This window comes from Sphingopyxis sp. (assembly GCF_036675685.1).
Lineage (GTDB): Bacteria > Pseudomonadota > Alphaproteobacteria > Sphingomonadales > Sphingomonadaceae > Sphingopyxis.
In genome coordinates this window covers 14,108-31,181 of record NZ_JAKFEM010000008.1, presented here as the reverse complement: position 1 = coordinate 31,181, position 17,074 = coordinate 14,108, and the positions used below count along the sequence as shown (strand labels likewise).

Sequence of the window (17,074 nt, the reverse complement as noted above, 5' to 3'; positions counted from 1 at the left end):
TGGGGAGAGTATTGTGACCTATCAGTTCCTGCACCGCGCAAGCCTTGCGGTCCTGTCGATGGCGATGGCGACCGTGCCTGCCTTCGCACAAGAGGCGGTGCCCGCCGAAGAGGGCCAGGGCGGCGTTGCCGAAATCGTGGTGACCGCACAGAAGCGCTCCCAGAATGTCCAGGACGTGCCGATCGCCATTTCGGCTTTCGGGGGCGATGCGCTTCAGGAACGGGCGATCACCAGCGTCACGGGGCTGTCCGGGCTCGCTCCCAACGTCAACCTCGACGGCGGCACGCCCTTTTCGGGTTCGGCGTCGGTGCTGTCGGCGACGATCCGCGGCATCGGGTCGGACGATTTCGCGTTCAACATCGATCCGGGCGTCGGCATCTATCTCGACGGCATCTATCTGGCGCGCACCGTCGGCGCGAACCAGGATCTGCCCGACGTCGAACGGATCGAGGTGCTGAAGGGACCGCAGGGAACCCTGTTCGGCCGCAATACGATCGGCGGCGCGATCTCGATCGTCACCCATGATCCCGGCAAGGAGTTCCGCTTCGTCGGCGACGTGACGACTGGCAGCTATAACCTGCTGAAGGCGCGCGGAACAGTCGATGTGCCGCTGTCCGAATCGCTGTCGTCGTCGCTCACCTTTGCCGTGACCAATCGGCAGGGGTTCCTGAAACGGCTGCCCTATACGGGCGCCGGCGCGCAGTTTGCGTCGAACTCCGACACCTACCTCAACTTCAACCATGCCGATTATGAAACGGCGTCGCGCGAAGGCGGCGAAAACAGCTTCAGCTTGCGCGGCAAGCTGAAATGGGACGACGGCGGTGCCTTTACCGTCACCTTTACCGGCGATTATTCGCGCCAGGATTCATCGGCGCAGGCGACCAAGCTGGTCGCCGCCGCCAACGTGCCCGGCAATTTCGCCGGATCCTTCGTGCTTCCCGGGACGGCGTTCGATCCGACCGGCGCGACGGGTTTTCTCTTTTCGGGCCTCTATAATTTCTGCATCGGCTCGACGGGAGCGGAAATCGCAGCGCGCGGCGCGCAGGCGCTCTGCGGGGTGCGCGGGACGCAGTTCCTGCCCGACCGTCGACTGAGCCCGCTGGCCAGCGTCAACGTCGATGGCGATCCGACGAACGACCGCATTCCGTGGGACAACCGTTTCCTGCTCGCCGACCCCGACCGCAGCTATGCCACCGGGCCGAGCTTCTCGAAGCTGACGGCGTGGGGGCTTGCGGGCACACTTGCCTATGAGGTGAGCGGCGGCCTGACCATCAAGTCGATCACCGGCTATCGCAAGAGCGGCTGGAAATCGGGGAGCGATCTCGACGGATCGCCGCTGTCGATGCTCGAACTGAGCTTCGAGCAGAACCAGTGGCAGTTCAGCCAGGAATTGCAGCTGCTCGGGCAAGCACTCGACGACCGGCTCAACTATGTGCTCGGCGCCTATTATTTCCAGGAAAAGGGCGATCTGCACGACTATGTGTCCTTTGCCGAAGGGCTGTTGCAGGTTGACGGACCGAACCGGTTCGACACCAAGAACTATGCCTTCTTCGGCCAGGTCGATTTCCGCCCCGTGGAATGGGTCGGGATCACCGTCGGCGCTCGCTACACCAAGGAGCGCAAGCTGTTTGAAGGCGGCCAGCAGGATCTCAACGGCTTCAACTATAAATTGTTCGGCTGTTCGGACGCCGCCGGCAATATCCGCCCCTTTGGCGATTTTCCGCTCGCGCCGCCGGTCGCCGCGGGCGGCCCGCCCTGTTTCGCGGCCTTGAGCTTCCCCGATCCGTCGGCGCCGACCCAGGTTTACGTGCCCGGCGTCAATCGCAAATCTTTCAGCAATTTCTCGCCGAAACTGGGTCTGCAGCTCCATCCCGGCGAGGATGTCATGATCTATGGCAGCTGGTCGAAGGGCTACAAGACCGGCGGCTGGACGACGCGCCTGACGAACCCGCAGGGGGCGCTGGCGCCCGATTTCGACGAGGAAAAGGCGACGACCTGGGAAGTCGGGGTCAAATCGACATGGCTCGACCGCCGCCTCCAGATCAACGCTGCGGCGTTCACGACCGCCTATCGCGGGCTGCAATTGAACATCCAGATCGGCACCTCGCCGACGATCGACAACGCCGGCGACGCGCGGATCAAGGGGCTGGAGCTGGAGGTTGTCGCGGTGCCGGTCGACGGGCTGACGCTCAATGCCTCGATGGGCTATATCGACGCCCGGTTCACCCGGCTCGATACCGCCGCGCTGGTCAATGCCGGCCCGATCCCCGGGGTGCAGGCGGGCATTTTCGTCGGCGCGCCGCTGCCCAAGACCCCCGACTTCAAATTCAACTTCAGCCCGCGGTACGAGGCAAAGCTGGGCAACGGCGGCTCGCTGGTTTTCCTCGCCGACTGGACGCATAGTAGCGCGCTGTGGAACGACATTGCCCGGACGCTGGCGACCCGGCGATCGTCCTATGACATGGTCAATGCGGCGATCACCTACAATGAACCGGGCGACCATTGGTCGCTGACCCTTGGCGCGACCAATCTGACCGACAAACGCTATTATACCAGCGGCGGCGCCAACCTGGCGGCGGGGGGCATCTTCGGCACCTTCAACCGCCCGCGCGAATGGTATGCGAAGCTCGGTTTCAGCTTCTGATCCCGATTGGGCCGGGTCAGGGGACGCACGATCCCCTGGCCCGGCCGCCTGCAAAAAGAGGAGGCGATCCGATGCCCATGGCTGCGATGGCCGCCGTCCAGCGGACGGTCGGCGGCGACCCATCGATCGAACCGGTGACGATCGGCGATCCGTTGCCGCATGAGATTTTGGTGGCAATATGCGCGGTCGGGGTCTGCCACACCGACATGGTGATGCGCGACGGGCTGTTGCCCGTGCCGCAGCCGGTGGTGCTGGGACATGAGGGCGCCGGCGTTGTGCTGGCGCTCGGCAGCGCGGTTTCGCACCTCGATGTCGGCGATCATGTCGTGCTCAGCTTCGCCCATTGCGGCGCCTGCGTGTCCTGCGACGACATGCAGCCGGCCTATTGCCACAACTGGTTCCCGCTGAACTTTCTGGGGCAGCGTCCCGACGGCAGCACGTCGTTGGTCGATACCGATGGCCGGGCGATCCACAGCCATGTGTTCGGCCAGTCGAGCTTTGCAACCCATGCCGTGGTCCCCGCCAGCAATGCGGTGAAGGTCGACAAGGATCTGCCGCTTGAGCTGCTCGGTCCGCTCGGATGCGGGATCCAGACCGGCGCCGGCGCCGTGCTGAACGCGCTGCGCGTCCGGCCCGGGACCAGCGTCGCGGTGATCGGGGTCGGCGCGGTCGGGCTGTCGGCAGTGATGGCGGCCGCGATCGCCGGGGCGACGACGATCGCCGCGCTCGACCTGAACCTGTCGCGGGTCGGCATAGCGCAGACGCTGGGCGCGACGCACGGCTTCGACGCTGCCGCCGCCAGCGTCGCGGACCATGCCGCCGCGGCGGGGTGTCCGGCGGGTTTCGACTATATCATCGACACCACCGGTTTGACCGCGGTCTGCAATGCGGCGCTTCCGGCGCTGGCACCGCGCGGCGAGCTGGCACTGGTCGGCGCCTATGTGCCGGGCCAGGCTGTCGAGATTGACGCCACCTTTGCGATGAGCGGCGGCCGCGTCGTCCGGGGCGTGGTGGAGGGTAGCGCCGATCCTGCCGAATTCATCCCGCGGCTGATCGCGCATTATCGGGCGGGCCGTTTTCCTTTCGACCGGCTGGTCGAATATTTCGACTTCGCCGATATTGCCGAGGCGATCGACGCGGGCGAAAGCGGGCGGGTGATCAAGCCCGTGGTGCGGATGCCGCAATGATGCGCCGCGCCCTGTTCCTGCTCGCCGTCGGGCAGATGCTTGTTGCACCGGCACATGGTCAGCCCGCAGCGGCTGAGACGACACCGCCCGATCCGGTGGTAACGATGCGGCAGCACTGGCTCGACGCCGACATCAATGCCTTCACCTTCCGCAATTCGGCGCAGATGTTCGAAACGCGCCCCGTGTCGCGGGCCGGGCCGGTGTGGGAGCTGCCGCGCGGGGAGGGATTTACGCCGCCCGGCTATGTCTTCGGCGGCCAGCGCCGCACCTACGCCGACTTCGCGGCACGCACCTACACGAACGCCTTTCTGGTGATCCGTGATGGCAAGATCGTCTTCGAAGATTACCGCAACCGGTCAACCGAGGCCGATCGTTTCATCTCCTTTTCGATAGCGAAATCGATCACGTCGCTGCTGATCGGCATCGCGCTCGAGAAAGGGCAGATCCGCTCGCTCGACGACCGGGCGGGCGACTATGTGCCCGCACTGAAGGCGGGTGCCTATGGCGATGTGACGATCCGCGAACTGCTGCAAATGCGCTCGGGCGTCGATTATGAGGAACGCTATGATTTCGGCGACAAGCCCAGCATGGCGGCGCTGATCCATATGAATGCCATCGTCCTCAACAAGGAACGCTTTGCCGACCGCGCGCGGGCGATCGGCCGCGCTGCGGCGCCGGGCAGCCGGTTCAACTATGCGACGCTCGACACGGCGGTGCTCGGCTGGATTCTCGAAAGGGCGACCAAGCAGCCGGTCGCCGAATTCACGACTGCCAACCTGTGGGAGCCGGCCGGGATGGAGGGCGACGGCTTCTGGATCGCCGACGGCCCGCCGGGTGCCGGCCGTGAACTGACCGGGATGGGGTTTAATGCGCGGCTGCGCGATTTCGGACGGCTGGGGCTGTTGATGCTGAACGACGGGATGCGCGGTGACCGGCGCATCCTGCCTGCGGGATGGATGCGCCAGGCGACGAAAATGCTTCCGTTTCCCGACGACAATGCGCTCGGGCTGCGCGGCGGCTATGGCTTCCAGTTCTGGCAGCTCGATGACGAACCGGGTGCCTATGCCGCGGTCGGGCTGGCCGGACAGTTTATTTACGTGCATCCCGAAAGCCGGACGGTGATCGTCAAGCTCAGCCATTTCCCCCAGCCCGAGCCTGCCCATGTAATGCGCGAGTCTTTCGTCTACTTCCATCAGATCGTGAACGGCGGGCAAGATGCGCGTGGATCGAAGTGAATCCGGTTTCGTGATCGAAACATCGTCGGGGACGGTCGAGGGCGGCCTTGTCGATGGCGCGCGCGCCTGGCTGGGGATTCCTTATGCCCGCGCCGGCCGCTTCGAAGCGCCGCGGCCGGCCGATCCGTGGCCGGGCACCCGGCCTTGCCATCGCTTTGCAGCCCAATGCCCGCAGAATATGGGCGGATCGGTGCGGGCCACCAAGATGAAGGCGCCGGGGTTCGACGAGAACTGCCTGCATCTGAACGTCTGGGCGCCCGCCTGGGTCCGCAGCGAATTGCGACCGGTCCTGGTCTGGATCCACGGCGGCGCCTTTGTCGGCGGCGCGGGCGATTCTTCCCGAGGTTTCGAATTCGCCGAACACCACGATCTGGTGGTGGTTTCGATCAACTACCGGCTAGGCATATTGGGCTTCGTCAATTTTGGCGATGTGCTGGAAGGCAGCGACATTCCCTCCAATCTCGGACTGCGCGACCAGATTGCGGCGCTGCGCTGGGTGCGCGACAATATCGCGCGATTTGGCGGCGATCCCGCCCGCGTGACGATCGCGGGCGAATCCGCCGGCGCGATGTCGGTCTGTTTGTTGATGCACAGCCCGGATGCGAACGGCCTGTTCGCAGGGGCGATCCTGCAGAGCGGGGGGCTGAATCTCGTCCATGACCAAGCGACCAGCAAGCGGCTCGCTCACCTGTATCTGGCCGAGTTGGGACACGGTACGGTAACGGTGGAGGATCTGAGGACATGCGATCTGAAACGCCTGATGGACGCGCAATGCGCCGCATTCCGCAAAGTGCGCGACGCCATTCCGGCGGCGCCCTGGTTCGATGGCGACCTGGTCCCGGCCAGCTTGGATGCCGCGGTCGCCGCGCCGACCCCGCCGATCCCGGTCATGGCGGGCGCCAACCGCGATGAGATATGGCTGTTCGATGTGGTGGCAAAAGACGTCCTGCCGGTCTCCCGCGAGCGGCTGGAGGCGATTGTCGCGCGCAGTTTCGAGCCCGAGCAGGCCGCGCGGATTTTGTCGGCCTATAGCAAGGACAAGGCGGGGCGGCGCCATCTCGCGTCGGATATGAACTTCAGCCTGCCGACGTTGCATTTTGCCGAGCGTCACGCGGCCGTGGCCGACACCTTCGTCTATCGCTTCGATTATGCCCACCCGATCGCCGGGGCGACCCACGCGCTCGAACTCGCCTTTGTCTGGCCGTATCGCGGCGCGCTGGCGGCGATCGCACGCGGTGGCCGATTGACCGGTCGCCGCAAGGCGTTGGCCGACCGGATGAAAGCGCATTGGGCGTCTTTCGCCAAAACCGGCGCGCCACGCGACGATTGGCCCGTTTATGATGTGCAACAACGCAAGACATTGGTGTTCAATTACGAAGATCGGGTCGTACTGGACCCCGACGGTGCGACCCGCGGGGCGTGGAACGGTATCGACGCGCCCGTGCTGAGCGCTTTGTCGGAGCTGGATGCGACTTCGGGCTAGGCCGCCAGCGCCGACGTCCGCTCGGCGGACTTGATGGTATTTTCGAGCAGCATCGTGACCGTCATTGGACCGACCCCGCCGGGAACTGGCGTGATCGCAGACGCCTTCTGGCGTACGCCGTCGAAATCGACGTCGCCGGTAATGCGGCCGTCGGGCAGGCGGTTGATGCCGACGTCGATCACCACTGCGCCCTGCTTGACCATCTGAGGCACGATCAGATTGGGCACCCCGGCCGCGACAACCAGGATGTCTGCGAGGATCGTATATTGGGCAAGGTCGCGCGTCTTCGCATGACAGATCGACACCGTCGCATCGCGCGCCATCAGCATCAGCGCCATCGGCTTGCCGACAATGTTGCTGGCGCCGACGACGACGACATTCTGCCCTTCGATCGCGACCCCCTCATGCTCGAGCAGCTTGACGACGCCATAGGGCGTGCAGGGCGAAAATACCGTGCTGCCGGTAACCAGGCCGCCGACATTATAGAGATGGAAACCATCGACATCCTTTTCGGCGGAGATCGTCTCGAGCACCCGGTCCATGTCGATGTGTGGCGGCAGCGGCAGCTGGACCAATATGCCATGGACGTGCGGATCGGCGTTGAGTTCGACGATACGGCCGAGCAGTTCGGCATTGCTGACCGATGCGGGCAGATGTTCGGCAAAGGAGCGGATGCCGACCGCGGCGCACGCCTTGATCTTGCGTCCGACATAGACCGCCGACGCCGGATCTTCGCCGACCAGCAGGACCGCAAGCCCGGGTGTTACCTCGTGTCGGCCGAGTTCCGCGACGCGGTCGGCAAAGCCGCCGCGCATCGCCTTGGCCAGCGCCCGCCCATCGATAATCCTTGCCGGCATCCCATCCTCCATTAGTATGTATTACATACAAAATCGAGCGTGGCACGTCAACGCAAAGAGGCAGGAAACCGTCAGATTGCGAGCTGTCTTGTCGGTTCAGCCCATGGTCCATTGGAAAAGGCGGCCGGCCCGCGCCTCGCGTCGCAGCCGCTTGCCCTTTTCCTCGAGCATCCCGCGCACGAGCACCCAGTCGCTCCACCCCGTCAGCCCGACGACGGTGCCCTCGACCTCTACGCTGCGCACCGCCCGCCAGAAATTGGCGTCCTCGCGCGCGATGTCGATGCGCGGCGCGGCGATGCTCCGGGCGAAAGCCAGGCTGTCGGTGTGGCGGCTGTCATAAACGACCAGCGCCGGCGGCGCGCCGGCAGCAAAACGCAATCCACCGACCGCGGCCACGGTGGCCGCAGCTGCTCCCGACGCGAGGAGATTGCGGCGCGACAGGATCATTTGCCGGCCTTTCCAAGATAGGCTGCGATGGCATCGAGTTCGCTATCGGTCACTTCGGTACGCGAAAGCGGCGGCATTGCGACCTTGCCCATCCGGACCACCGATTTCACATAGTCCGCGGTCAGGTCGGTACGATTGGCGAGCAAGCCGCTTTGTGGCGGTTCGCCCGCGGCGATGCGTTGCTTGGTCAGCAGGTTGGTTCCCATCCCACCGGCGAGATGACAGGCGCCGCAGCGGTTCGAAAAGAGCGCTTCGCCATCGCTTTGCACCGCGAGCCGGTCGCCAGCCGGAAGCTCGGCGCGCATCTGGTAGGGCGGGGGAGCGGGCGGGCCGCCGCCTTGCGGTGGGCCGCCCGCTCCCTTCTCCGAATCCGCGGGAGAATTGCAGGCGGCGAGGAGCAGCAGCGGCAACAGGGCGATCTTCTTCATGGCTGGCCTCCCTGCGGCTGGTCCCGATAGGCCGATGGCCAGACGCCTTGCTTGCCCGGGGCAATGATTCCATTGGGATCGAGCGCGTCCTTGACGATTTCGTTGAATCGCCGCTGCGCGCCATCGTTGAAGTCATAGGTCGCGCTGACCGCGTCCATCCAGCCCAGATGGGTGCGATATTCGCCATAGCCGGCTTCGGCCGTGCCCTTGATCAGCGCGTCGAACATCTTGCGGATGTTGGCGACCTGTATGGGCTTGTCGCGATCGTACATCAGCATGTTGATATTGGTGGCGTAGCGTCCGCCGATCGTGAAGCTGGCATAGAAATCGACGTCGTGATCGGCGATGATCTTGCGGCTGCGCTTGAGCTGGCCGAGCACATGCTTCGAGGTCGCCGGCACCACGGGTGAAAATCCCATATGGGCGCCGCGTCCGCCCACCCAGTCGCCCATCTGCAGCGCGACCGCCGACGGGATGCCCATCGTAACGTCATATTGGTTGACCGGGTCGCCGCGGTTCCATTTTTCCTCGCGCGGCGCTGCGTCGAGATGCCTTTTGAAGGCCTGTTTGACGATGTCGGCGCGGGCCCGGTTGAGTCGCTCGTCGCCATAGAAGCGGATCTGGACCTGCCAATATCCCAGCTTATGTTCCTTGAGCAGTTCCTCGACGCGCCATTCGGGGATCGCGCCTTCCTTGTCCCAAAAATCCTTGCGTTGGCCCATCAGCACGATCTTGCCGAGCCAGGACGGGATGAAGACATTCTGTTCGATGACACCGGCGGTTTTGAGCGGAGTGATCGTGTCGACCACCCAGCCGATGTCCTCGGCCTCCGCTATGTCCCAGGTCAGTTGCAACGACGCTTCGGGTTCGGGCTGCAACCACACGCCGGCTTTCGCGACCACGCCCATGTTCGACTGGGTGAACATATGCGTCCAGTCGGGGCCATAGCTCAGCGGGAAGACATGCCAGCTGTGGCCGCCGTCGAGCCCGCCCATTCCGGTGCGCAGCAGTTCGCCATCGGGCATCACGACCTCGAGCCCGCACAGGTTGCGGGCGTGCTGGCCATAAGGCGTATAGCCGACGCCATGGTCGAGCGCATTGCCGAGCACCGAGCCCCAGCCGTTACCGGGCACCGACATCCACAGCGGTGCCTTTTCGCGCTGGATATGCTCGTAGAGGTCGAAAAAGCTGACCCCGGGTTCGATCACGCAATAGCCCAACTCGCTGTTGAGCTCGTGGATCTTCATCATGCGGCTGAGGTCGAGGACGATCGAGCCCGGCATCCGCGGCGCCGCGGTGCCATAGCCCAGATTCTTGCCGCGCGAGACCGGCCACAGCGGCGTCTTGTGCTGGTTCGCCAGCCGGACGATGGCCTGGATTTCCTCGGTGGTCGCCGGGGAAACCGCGGCCGACGGCGGCCATTCGCTTTCGGGGCCGGGGGCGTAAATGTCCGAATAGGCGTCGCGGTCCTCGTCGGTCGCCAGGACCCATTGCTTGCCGACCACGCCTTCATAGGCCTTCAGCGCGGCGTCGAACTGCGCGGGCGAAACCCGCGGCGGTAAGGTGAGTTTCACCTGCCGTCTCCCATTTAATTATAACATTTGTTATCATTGTGTCGGGGAACGCGTTTCGCGTCAATGGATTTGTGGCGGCGCAACCGCAAAAAAAGGGCGGCCCGAAAGCCGCCCTTTCCCCCTTTTGTCGAGAGTTTCGGTCAGAATTTCTTCTTGACCGTCAGCGCCCATTCGCGCGGCCGTCCGGGCTGGCCGTTGATCGCGCCCGCGCCCGCGCCGGTAAGGTCGAACTTGGACACGAAGTAATATTTGTCGAACAGGTTGGTGACCTCGAGGCTGATGTCCAGATCCTCGTCGGCATTGCGCCAGGTCAGGCGGGCGTTGGCCAGCGTATAGCTTCCCACCTGTCCGAAGAGCGCCGAAGGCGAACCGGCAGCGGGAGCAAGATCCCCGCCAGCGATGCCGTCCTGGAAGGACACATCGAAGCGCGGGGTCAGCGAGCCTGCGCTACCCAGTTCGGCGCGATACTGGATGCCGGCATTCCACTTCCACTTCATCAGCCCGCGCGGATTCTTGCTCAAGCGGCCGACGACCGCCGGATCGCTCGAACAGGCGCCGGAAGCCAGACCGACGACCGCCGGATTGACGCATTTCCACTTCCAGTCGATGTAGGACAGCGAGGCGTCGATCTGGAGGCCTTCGGTCGGCGTCGCGAAGAACTCGACCTCGAAACCCTTGACCTTCGCGTTGCCGGCATTCTGCGGCAGCGCGCACGGGCCGGGGCCGCCGAACTGGGGACAGGACAACAACGTCAGCTGGGCGTTTTTGAAATCATTATAGAAGACCGCCGAGTTCAACCGCACCATACGGTCGAACAGGTCGGTCTTCAGCCCGAGCTCGAACGACGTCAATTCTTCCGGCCCAAAGCCGATGGCCTGCGCCGCGTTGAAGGGGCGGGGGCCGACGCCACCCGCCTTGTAGCCGGTGGAAACCGTGGCATAGGCCAGCACTTCGGGCGAGAAGCGATAGTCGGCCGAGACCCGGTAATCCCAACGGCTGCCGCTGAAGCTGGCGGTCCGGCCGGTCAGTGCGGTTACAATCTCGGTGGTGTTGCCGTCGCCATCGGTATCGCGCGTATCCGCGCCTTGATAGCCTGCGCCATAGGCGGCACCGATACCGTCGAGGAACGGATTGATCGTGGAACCATCCAGATTGTAGCGGAAGAAGGTATAATCCTTTGAATCTTCGGTATAGCGAACGCCGGCGGTGATCGTCAGATCGTCGGTCAGCTCATAGATGGCGGTTCCGAACAGCGCCTTGGACTTGGTCCGCACCGGATCGTCGCCGATGAACTGGAGCGGAAACAGCGGCAGCGGACCGCCCGGGGTCGAGACCGCGACGTAGCGAATGTCCTGCAGCGTATAATAGGTGGTCTTTTCGTCCGAATAATAGCCGCCGAGCGTGATGTTGAACTGTTCGCTGATTTCGGCGTTCAGCCGCAGTTCCTGGCTCCAGAACCAGTGCGACAGATCATTGTTGCCGAAACCGACATTGGCCGGCGACAGGTCGCCGTCGATGCTGAATTGGCTGTCCCATTCGCGATAGGCGCTGATCGAGGTCAGCTGGATGCTGTCGCTCAGTCCCAGTTCGATGTTGCCCGACACGCCCCAGCCTTCATAGTCCGAACTCTGCTGGCCGCGCGTCGCGGCGACGGGGAAGCCCTGCAACGGCGGGATGGCGCCCGCCACCCAGCTCGCGGCATTCTGGCCGAGCGTGGTGTAGTTGCAGAATTTTCCGCAGACGAAGCGGCTGTCGAACGGAAGGCCGTTTATCGTCCTGACGTTGGGGTTGGTGTTGCTGCCGTACAGCAGGATTTCGGCGCCATTGTTGTGGCGATCCTTGGTGTAGTCGGCGCTGATCATCACATCGACGTTATCGGACGGATTATAGCGCAGGATGCCGCGCAGCGCCTTGTACCCCACGTCGCCCAGTTCATATTGCTTGCACTTGGAGCCGCCACCGAGCGCCGGAACTCCGCTCGTCGGGTTCGCGCAGCCATAGTCGATGACATCGACATAGCCGCCCTGGTCGGCAAAGGTGCCCGACAAGCGCGCGAACAGATCCTTGGCTATCGTGAAGTCGGCGCTGGCGCGCAGGTTGATGCGGTTCCGGCTGCCATAGGTCGCCGAGACATAGCCGCCGCCTTCGCCGGTTGGCTTGCGCGAGATGAACTTGATCGCGCCGCCTTCGGAGTTGCGGCCCGTGAGCGTACCCTGCGGTCCGCGCAGCACTTCGATCCGCTCGACATCCATCAGGTCGAAATTGGCGCCGGTCAGGCGCGGATAATAGACATCGTCGATATAGAGGCCAACGCCCGGTTCATAGGCGGGGTTGAAATCGATCTGGCCGAAACCGCGGATTGTCGCCGTGATCGAGTTACCGAACGCCGCCGAAGCGGGACGCAGGACGACGCTCGGCGCCGAATCGGCGATCGCATTCAAATTGGTTGCGCTGCGCTGTTCCAGCGTGTCCCCCGATACGGCGGTAATCGCCAGCGGCGTGTCCTGCAGCCGTTGTTCGCGGAACTGCGCGGTGACGACGATTTCGTTGTCGGTCGGCTGATCGCTGGCGGCGTCCGGCGCTTGTTGAGCAAGCGCCGGAGTCGCGGCGATCAGGGCGAAAGTCGCCACACTGGTCGCAAGACAGCGATTCCTCACGGAATTATGGTGTGAAATTTTGAACACGGCCCTCTCCTCCCTCATCCTTATCCGTCGGGATTCTTCGTCCCTAACTTTGTTAGTAAAGCATACAATGCTGGCCGATGGCAAGACACAATCAAATGTTAGTAATTCGCGCCGCGGCCCCGGATTTCCGGGCGTGACAAGGGTGGCGAGAAACGGCTATGGCAATCCAATGCGCGGCAAATGGTTATGTTGATGGAAAGAGATGCGTTAGTGGAACTGCTGGTCAGCCTGCTCAAGGTCGCGACGCGCATCGGCCGGCCAATGCGCGACGATGTTGCCGACGCGGAAGAGGTCAGCGTGACCGAATTGCGCATCGTGCTCATGCTCGGCGGCGAGGGCGAACTGGCCGGACATGAACTCGCCGAGATGATGGTGATGCAGCCGATGAACATCAGCCGCGCGCTGGCCAGCCTGTTGGAAATGGGCCTGATCGAATTGGTCGACAATTCGGCGAACCGCCGCCGCAAACCCTATCGGCTGACCGCGACGGGACGAAAGAAATATGTGTCGATGCGGCGGCGCATGGGGTCGGTCGCCGACTTCCTGTTCGCCGAGTTCGACGAGCAGGAACTTGCGCGGGCTGCCGATTCGCTGTCGCGGATGGATCAGCGGCTGATCGAGTGGGAGACCCCTTCCGATTCCTACCATGTAAAGCGCGCCTGAGGTCGACGGCCAACCCGCAGTTCTAACTCGCCAGCGCCGCGCCGAATTTGGGATGCGCGAAATGCATCGGCACATCCTGGCGGTGCGGCCAGGTCTCGCGCCGCATGGTTTCCGGAAGCAGCGAGTCGGGGCCGATGGGGTTGGCGGGCCAGCATTCCATCAGCGGCTGGAGATGGGCGATGGTGTGCGCCCAGCCGGTTTCATAATCGGCTTGCCACTGCATCATATAGTCGAGCCGCTTGATCTTCCAGCAGCCGTCCTCGCGGACATAGTCGTTTTCATAGATGCCGGCCTCGTAAAATTGCAACGGCAGGCCATCGGGCTTGTATTCGCGCGATTCGTGGCTGCCGCCGAACAGGATCGCCCGGAACCGGCCTTTGGCGGTCTGGCGGTCGGCCGCGACAGTGACGACATCCTGCATCTGGAAATGATCGAGCAGGAAGCCATTGGCGGGCCCTTCCTCGCCGGGGGCGAGAAAGAAGTTCTTGAACCAGGTGCCATAGAGGCGGCGGACGCCCTCGCGGCCGCGATAGATACCGGACAGGAATATCACCTCGCCGTCCTCGGCAAAAAGTTCGGCGACATCGTCGGCGCGATTGAAGTCGATATAATAGCCATAGGCATGGTGCAGACGGCGGATGGCGCCCACATCCTCGAGCTCGGCCACGCGATTTTCCAGCGCCGAAAGGCGCGCCTCGACATCGGTCATCTTCCACTCTCCCGCTTGGCTGCTTGTTTCAATTTGTATGCTTTGCTAACAAATGTTATCGATGGTGGCGAGAGGAAATCGGGATGGACGTCAGGGGCAAGACCGCCTTCATAACGGGCGGCGTGTCGGGAATCGGACTGGGCATCGCTCAAGCCTTTGCGGAGGCCGGGTGCGAACTCATTCTCAGCTATCGCAACAAAGACTATCGCGCGGCGGCCGAAACCTGGTTCGCCGGGCGGGGTTTCGCGACCCCGCGCTTCGTGAAGCTCGACGTCACCGACCGCGCGGAATTTGCCGCCGCGGCTGCCGCGGCGGGCAAGGTGCATATCCTGGTCAACAATGCCGGGGTCAGCGTGTTCGGCCCCGCCGACGAGGCGCGCCACGACGATTATGACTGGATCATGGGGGTCAATTTCGGCGGCGTCGTCAACGGGCTGGTGTCCTTCCTGCCGCACATCAAGGCGCATGGCGAGGGCGGTCATATCGTCAACGTCGCGTCGATGGCGGCCTTTCTCCCGGGACCGCAGGCGGGGCTCTACACTGCGAGCAAGTTCGCGGTGCGCGGACTGACCGAATCGCTGCGTTACAATCTGGCGCCCCATCATATCGGCGTGACATTGATGTGCCCGGGGCTGACGCGCACCAATGCGTGGGACTCCGCGCTGAAGCGTCCCGCCGCTTTTGCCGAATCGGGTTTTGCGCCCCCTGATCGCGAGGCGCTCGCGCAGTTTGGCACGGCGTTCGACCTCGGGATGGAGCCGATCGAGGTTGGTCGCAAAACGCTTGCGGGGGTCGTCGCCAATCGCGGACTGGTGCTGACCCATCCCGAATTCGCCGAGGATTTCGAAGCCATCTATCGCGATTCGCTGGCGGCGCTGCCCGACGAGGCGGCGCCCGAGGGCCGGTTGCACATCGAACGGCTGCGCCGTGCGGCGAACCGCGCGGCGGCCGAGGGGCGGATCGTCGAACTGGGCGATTTGACATGAGCGTGGCGGAACTCGCGGACCTGCGCGCCGAACTGGCGCTGCTCAAGGCCGAGCGCGACATCCAGCGGCTGCAAACCGCCTATGGCTACTATGTCGACAAGGCGCAGTGGGACGAGGCGGCCGACCTGTTCGCGCGCGACGCGACGCTCGAGATCGCGGCGCGCGGGCAGTTTCGCGGTCAGGACCGCATCCGTGCCTATCTGCACGCGCTGCCGCCGCTCGAACAGGGCACGGTGTTCAACCATATGCAGTTGCAGCCGCTGGTCACCGTCGCGCCCGACGGCGCCTCGGCGCGTGGGCGGTGGCGCGCGATCATGGAGGTCGGCTTTGTCGGGCGCGAGGAATTGTGCGGCGAGGCGGTCTATGAAAACGCCTATGTCGTCGAGGACGGCGTCTGGAAGATCGCGAGGCTGCACTGCTTCGTGACCTATTATGTCCGCTGGAACGAAGGATGGAGCCACGGCGGGGTGCCGATGGGGACGCCGCTGCCCGGCATGATCCCCGACGCACCGCAGACGGTCGCCTATGGATCCTTCCCCGACGTTTTCATTCCCCCTTATCATTATCCCAACCCGGTCACCGGCCGGGTGTGGACCAAGGAGAATCAGGCATGAGCCCCGAAGGCATCAATATTCGCCACACCGACCGGCTGTGGATCGGTGGCGAATGGGTGGCGGCCCATTCGGGGCGCATGATCGACCTCGTCTCGCCCAACAGCGAGCAGGTGATCGGCAGCGTCGCCGAGGCCGACGAGAGCGATATGGATGCCGCGGTGGCGGCGGCGCGCGATGCGTTCGACCATGGTCCCTGGGGCCGCATGGCACCCGCCGAACGCGTCGCTATCCTCCAGGCGATGTCGTCGCACCTGCACGCCCGCAACGGCGAGATTGCGCGCGCCTGGACCTTGCAGATGGGCGGGCTGGCGAGCTTTGCGGGGCCGATGTCGGCGGGATCGACGATGACCCTCGATGGAATCATCGCGATGGCGGAAAATTTTGCCTTCGTCGAACAACGGCCCTCGCACGCGGTGCATACGGCGCTTATCGCTTATGAGCCGGTGGGTGTGGTCGCGGCGATCGCGCCGTGGAACGGTCCCTATGGGATCATGCTCAACAAGGTCGCTTATGCGCTCGCCACCGGTTGCACGGTCATCATGAAGCCGTCGCCCGAAACCCCGCTCGAGGCCTGTATCATCGCCGAGGCGGCCGAGGCGGCGGGCGTTCCCGCCGGGGTGGTCAACCTCGTGTGCGGACACCGCGAGGCGAGCGACCATCTGGTCTGCAACCCCGGCGTCGACAAGGTCAGCTTTACCGGGTCGACCGTGGCGGGCAAGCGCATCGCCAGCGTGTGCGGCGAACGCATTGCACGCTGCACGCTCGAACTGGGCGGCAAGTCGGCGGCGATCCTGCGCGACGATTTTCCGGTCGAGGCGGCGGCGAAGATGCTGACCGGCACGATCACGCTGATGAGCGGACAGGTGTGCGCGATGCTGAGCCGGGTGATCGTGCCGCAATCGCGCCACGACGAACTCGCCGACGCCATCGCCGCCGAAATGCGCCAGGTGGTAATCGGCTATTCCGACGACCCCGCAACGCAGCTCGGCCCGCTCGCGATGAAGCGCCAGCTCGAACGCGTCGAAATGTACATCGAGGAGGGCAAGCGCTCCGCCGACCTCGTTACCGGCGGCGGGCGTCCGAGCCACCTCAATCGCGGCTATTTCATCGAACCGACGCTGTTCGCCAATGTCGGCAACGACAGCCGGATCGCGCAGGAGGAAATTTTCGGACCCGTGCTCAGCCTGATTCCTTGTGTCGACGAAGAGGATGCGATCCGCATCGCCAACGACAGCCATTACGGCCTCAACGGGTCGGTGCTGACCCACGACGCCGACGCCGCCTATCGCATCGCGCGCCGCATCCGCACCGGCGGCGTCGGGCAGAACGGGCTGCGCATGGACTTCGGTTTACCGTTCGGCGGCTTCAAACAGTCGGGTCTCGGCCGCGAAGGCGGCCCCGAGGGGCTGCTCGGCTATGTCGAGACCAAGACCATCCTGCTCGATGGGGCCCCGGTCCTGGCGTAAACGGACGAATTTTGCATCGCCCGCCTTCGCAGGATGGCGGGCGATGCGTGCGCTTCGCTAACATCCGTTGGCTTTTCGCTTGACCGTTCCTTTTTCT

Annotated in this window: 14 protein-coding genes; 8 read left to right on the top strand and 6 right to left on the bottom strand. The window is 64.1% G+C overall.

The window, feature by feature from the left end; translation table 11 throughout:
- The first annotated feature begins 58 nt into the window (after window positions 1-58).
- The 4 genes from V6M50_RS04520 (at window position 59) to V6M50_RS04505 (ending at window position 6,549) form a co-directional block, all read left to right on the top strand.
- Window positions 59-2,644, top strand: a complete 2,586-nt coding sequence (locus V6M50_RS04520) for a TonB-dependent receptor (RefSeq protein WP_332817387.1) — start codon at window positions 59-61, stop codon at window positions 2,642-2,644.
- Between the two features lie 71 nt (window positions 2,645-2,715).
- On the top strand, window positions 2,716-3,831 hold the full coding sequence (locus V6M50_RS04515; protein WP_332817355.1) for an NAD(P)-dependent alcohol dehydrogenase: 1,116 nt from the start codon (window positions 2,716-2,718) through the stop codon (window positions 3,829-3,831).
- On the top strand, window positions 3,828-5,066 hold the full coding sequence (locus tag V6M50_RS04510) for a serine hydrolase domain-containing protein (RefSeq protein ID WP_332817354.1): 1,239 nt from the start codon (window positions 3,828-3,830) through the stop codon (window positions 5,064-5,066). Before V6M50_RS04515 ends, V6M50_RS04510 begins: the two co-directional genes overlap by 4 nt.
- A gap of 10 nt (window positions 5,067-5,076) precedes the next feature.
- The gene (locus tag V6M50_RS04505) at window positions 5,077-6,549 is read left to right on the top strand and encodes a carboxylesterase/lipase family protein (protein ID WP_332817353.1); all 1,473 of its coding nucleotides are present in this window, start codon (window positions 5,077-5,079) and stop codon (window positions 6,547-6,549) included.
- Here V6M50_RS04505 and folD read toward each other — a convergent pair.
- From folD to V6M50_RS04480, 5 genes are all read right to left on the bottom strand, one after another.
- The gene (folD, locus tag V6M50_RS04500; RefSeq protein ID WP_332817352.1) at window positions 6,546-7,406 is read right to left on the bottom strand and encodes a bifunctional methylenetetrahydrofolate dehydrogenase/methenyltetrahydrofolate cyclohydrolase FolD; all 861 of its coding nucleotides are present in this window, start codon (window positions 7,404-7,406) and stop codon (window positions 6,546-6,548) included. The genes V6M50_RS04505 and folD overlap by 4 nt on opposite strands.
- A gap of 96 nt (window positions 7,407-7,502) precedes the next feature.
- Window positions 7,503-7,853, bottom strand: coding sequence for a hypothetical protein (locus V6M50_RS04495; protein WP_332817351.1), 351 nt, complete (start codon window positions 7,851-7,853; stop codon window positions 7,503-7,505).
- Window positions 7,850-8,281, bottom strand: a complete 432-nt coding sequence (locus tag V6M50_RS04490; RefSeq protein WP_332817350.1) for a c-type cytochrome — start codon at window positions 8,279-8,281, stop codon at window positions 7,850-7,852. The genes V6M50_RS04495 and V6M50_RS04490 overlap by 4 nt, the downstream gene beginning before the upstream one ends.
- Complete coding sequence (locus V6M50_RS04485) at window positions 8,278-9,855, bottom strand: FAD-binding oxidoreductase (protein ID WP_332817349.1); 1,578 nt, start codon at window positions 9,853-9,855, stop codon at window positions 8,278-8,280. The genes V6M50_RS04490 and V6M50_RS04485 overlap by 4 nt, the downstream gene beginning before the upstream one ends.
- A gap of 140 nt (window positions 9,856-9,995) precedes the next feature.
- Window positions 9,996-12,485 (bottom strand): TonB-dependent receptor, encoded by a 2,490-nt coding sequence (locus V6M50_RS04480; protein ID WP_332817348.1) that lies wholly within the window; start codon window positions 12,483-12,485, stop codon window positions 9,996-9,998.
- Window positions 12,486-12,749: 264 nt separating this feature from the next.
- Between V6M50_RS04480 and V6M50_RS04475 the strand changes: the two genes are divergently transcribed.
- The gene (locus tag V6M50_RS04475) at window positions 12,750-13,202 is read left to right on the top strand and encodes a MarR family winged helix-turn-helix transcriptional regulator (RefSeq protein WP_332817347.1); all 453 of its coding nucleotides are present in this window, start codon (window positions 12,750-12,752) and stop codon (window positions 13,200-13,202) included.
- Window positions 13,203-13,224: 22 nt separating this feature from the next.
- Here the strand turns inward: V6M50_RS04475 and V6M50_RS04470 are convergent, their stop codons facing one another.
- Window positions 13,225-13,911, bottom strand: coding sequence for a nuclear transport factor 2 family protein (locus tag V6M50_RS04470; protein WP_332817346.1), 687 nt, complete (start codon window positions 13,909-13,911; stop codon window positions 13,225-13,227).
- Window positions 13,912-13,994: 83 nt separating this feature from the next.
- Between V6M50_RS04470 and V6M50_RS04465 the strand changes: the two genes are divergently transcribed.
- From V6M50_RS04465 to V6M50_RS04455, 3 genes are read left to right on the top strand one after another with little or no spacing between them, the layout of a single operon-like run.
- Window positions 13,995-14,897: an SDR family NAD(P)-dependent oxidoreductase gene (locus V6M50_RS04465; protein ID WP_332817345.1), complete on the top strand. Its 903-nt coding sequence runs from the start codon at window positions 13,995-13,997 to the stop codon at window positions 14,895-14,897.
- Window positions 14,894-15,511: a nuclear transport factor 2 family protein gene (locus V6M50_RS04460; RefSeq protein ID WP_332817344.1), complete on the top strand. Its 618-nt coding sequence runs from the start codon at window positions 14,894-14,896 to the stop codon at window positions 15,509-15,511. The genes V6M50_RS04465 and V6M50_RS04460 overlap by 4 nt, the downstream gene beginning before the upstream one ends.
- Window positions 15,508-16,977 (top strand): aldehyde dehydrogenase, encoded by a 1,470-nt coding sequence (locus tag V6M50_RS04455; RefSeq protein ID WP_332817343.1) that lies wholly within the window; start codon window positions 15,508-15,510, stop codon window positions 16,975-16,977. Before V6M50_RS04460 ends, V6M50_RS04455 begins: the two co-directional genes overlap by 4 nt.
- Window positions 16,978-17,074: the final 97 nt, after the last annotated feature.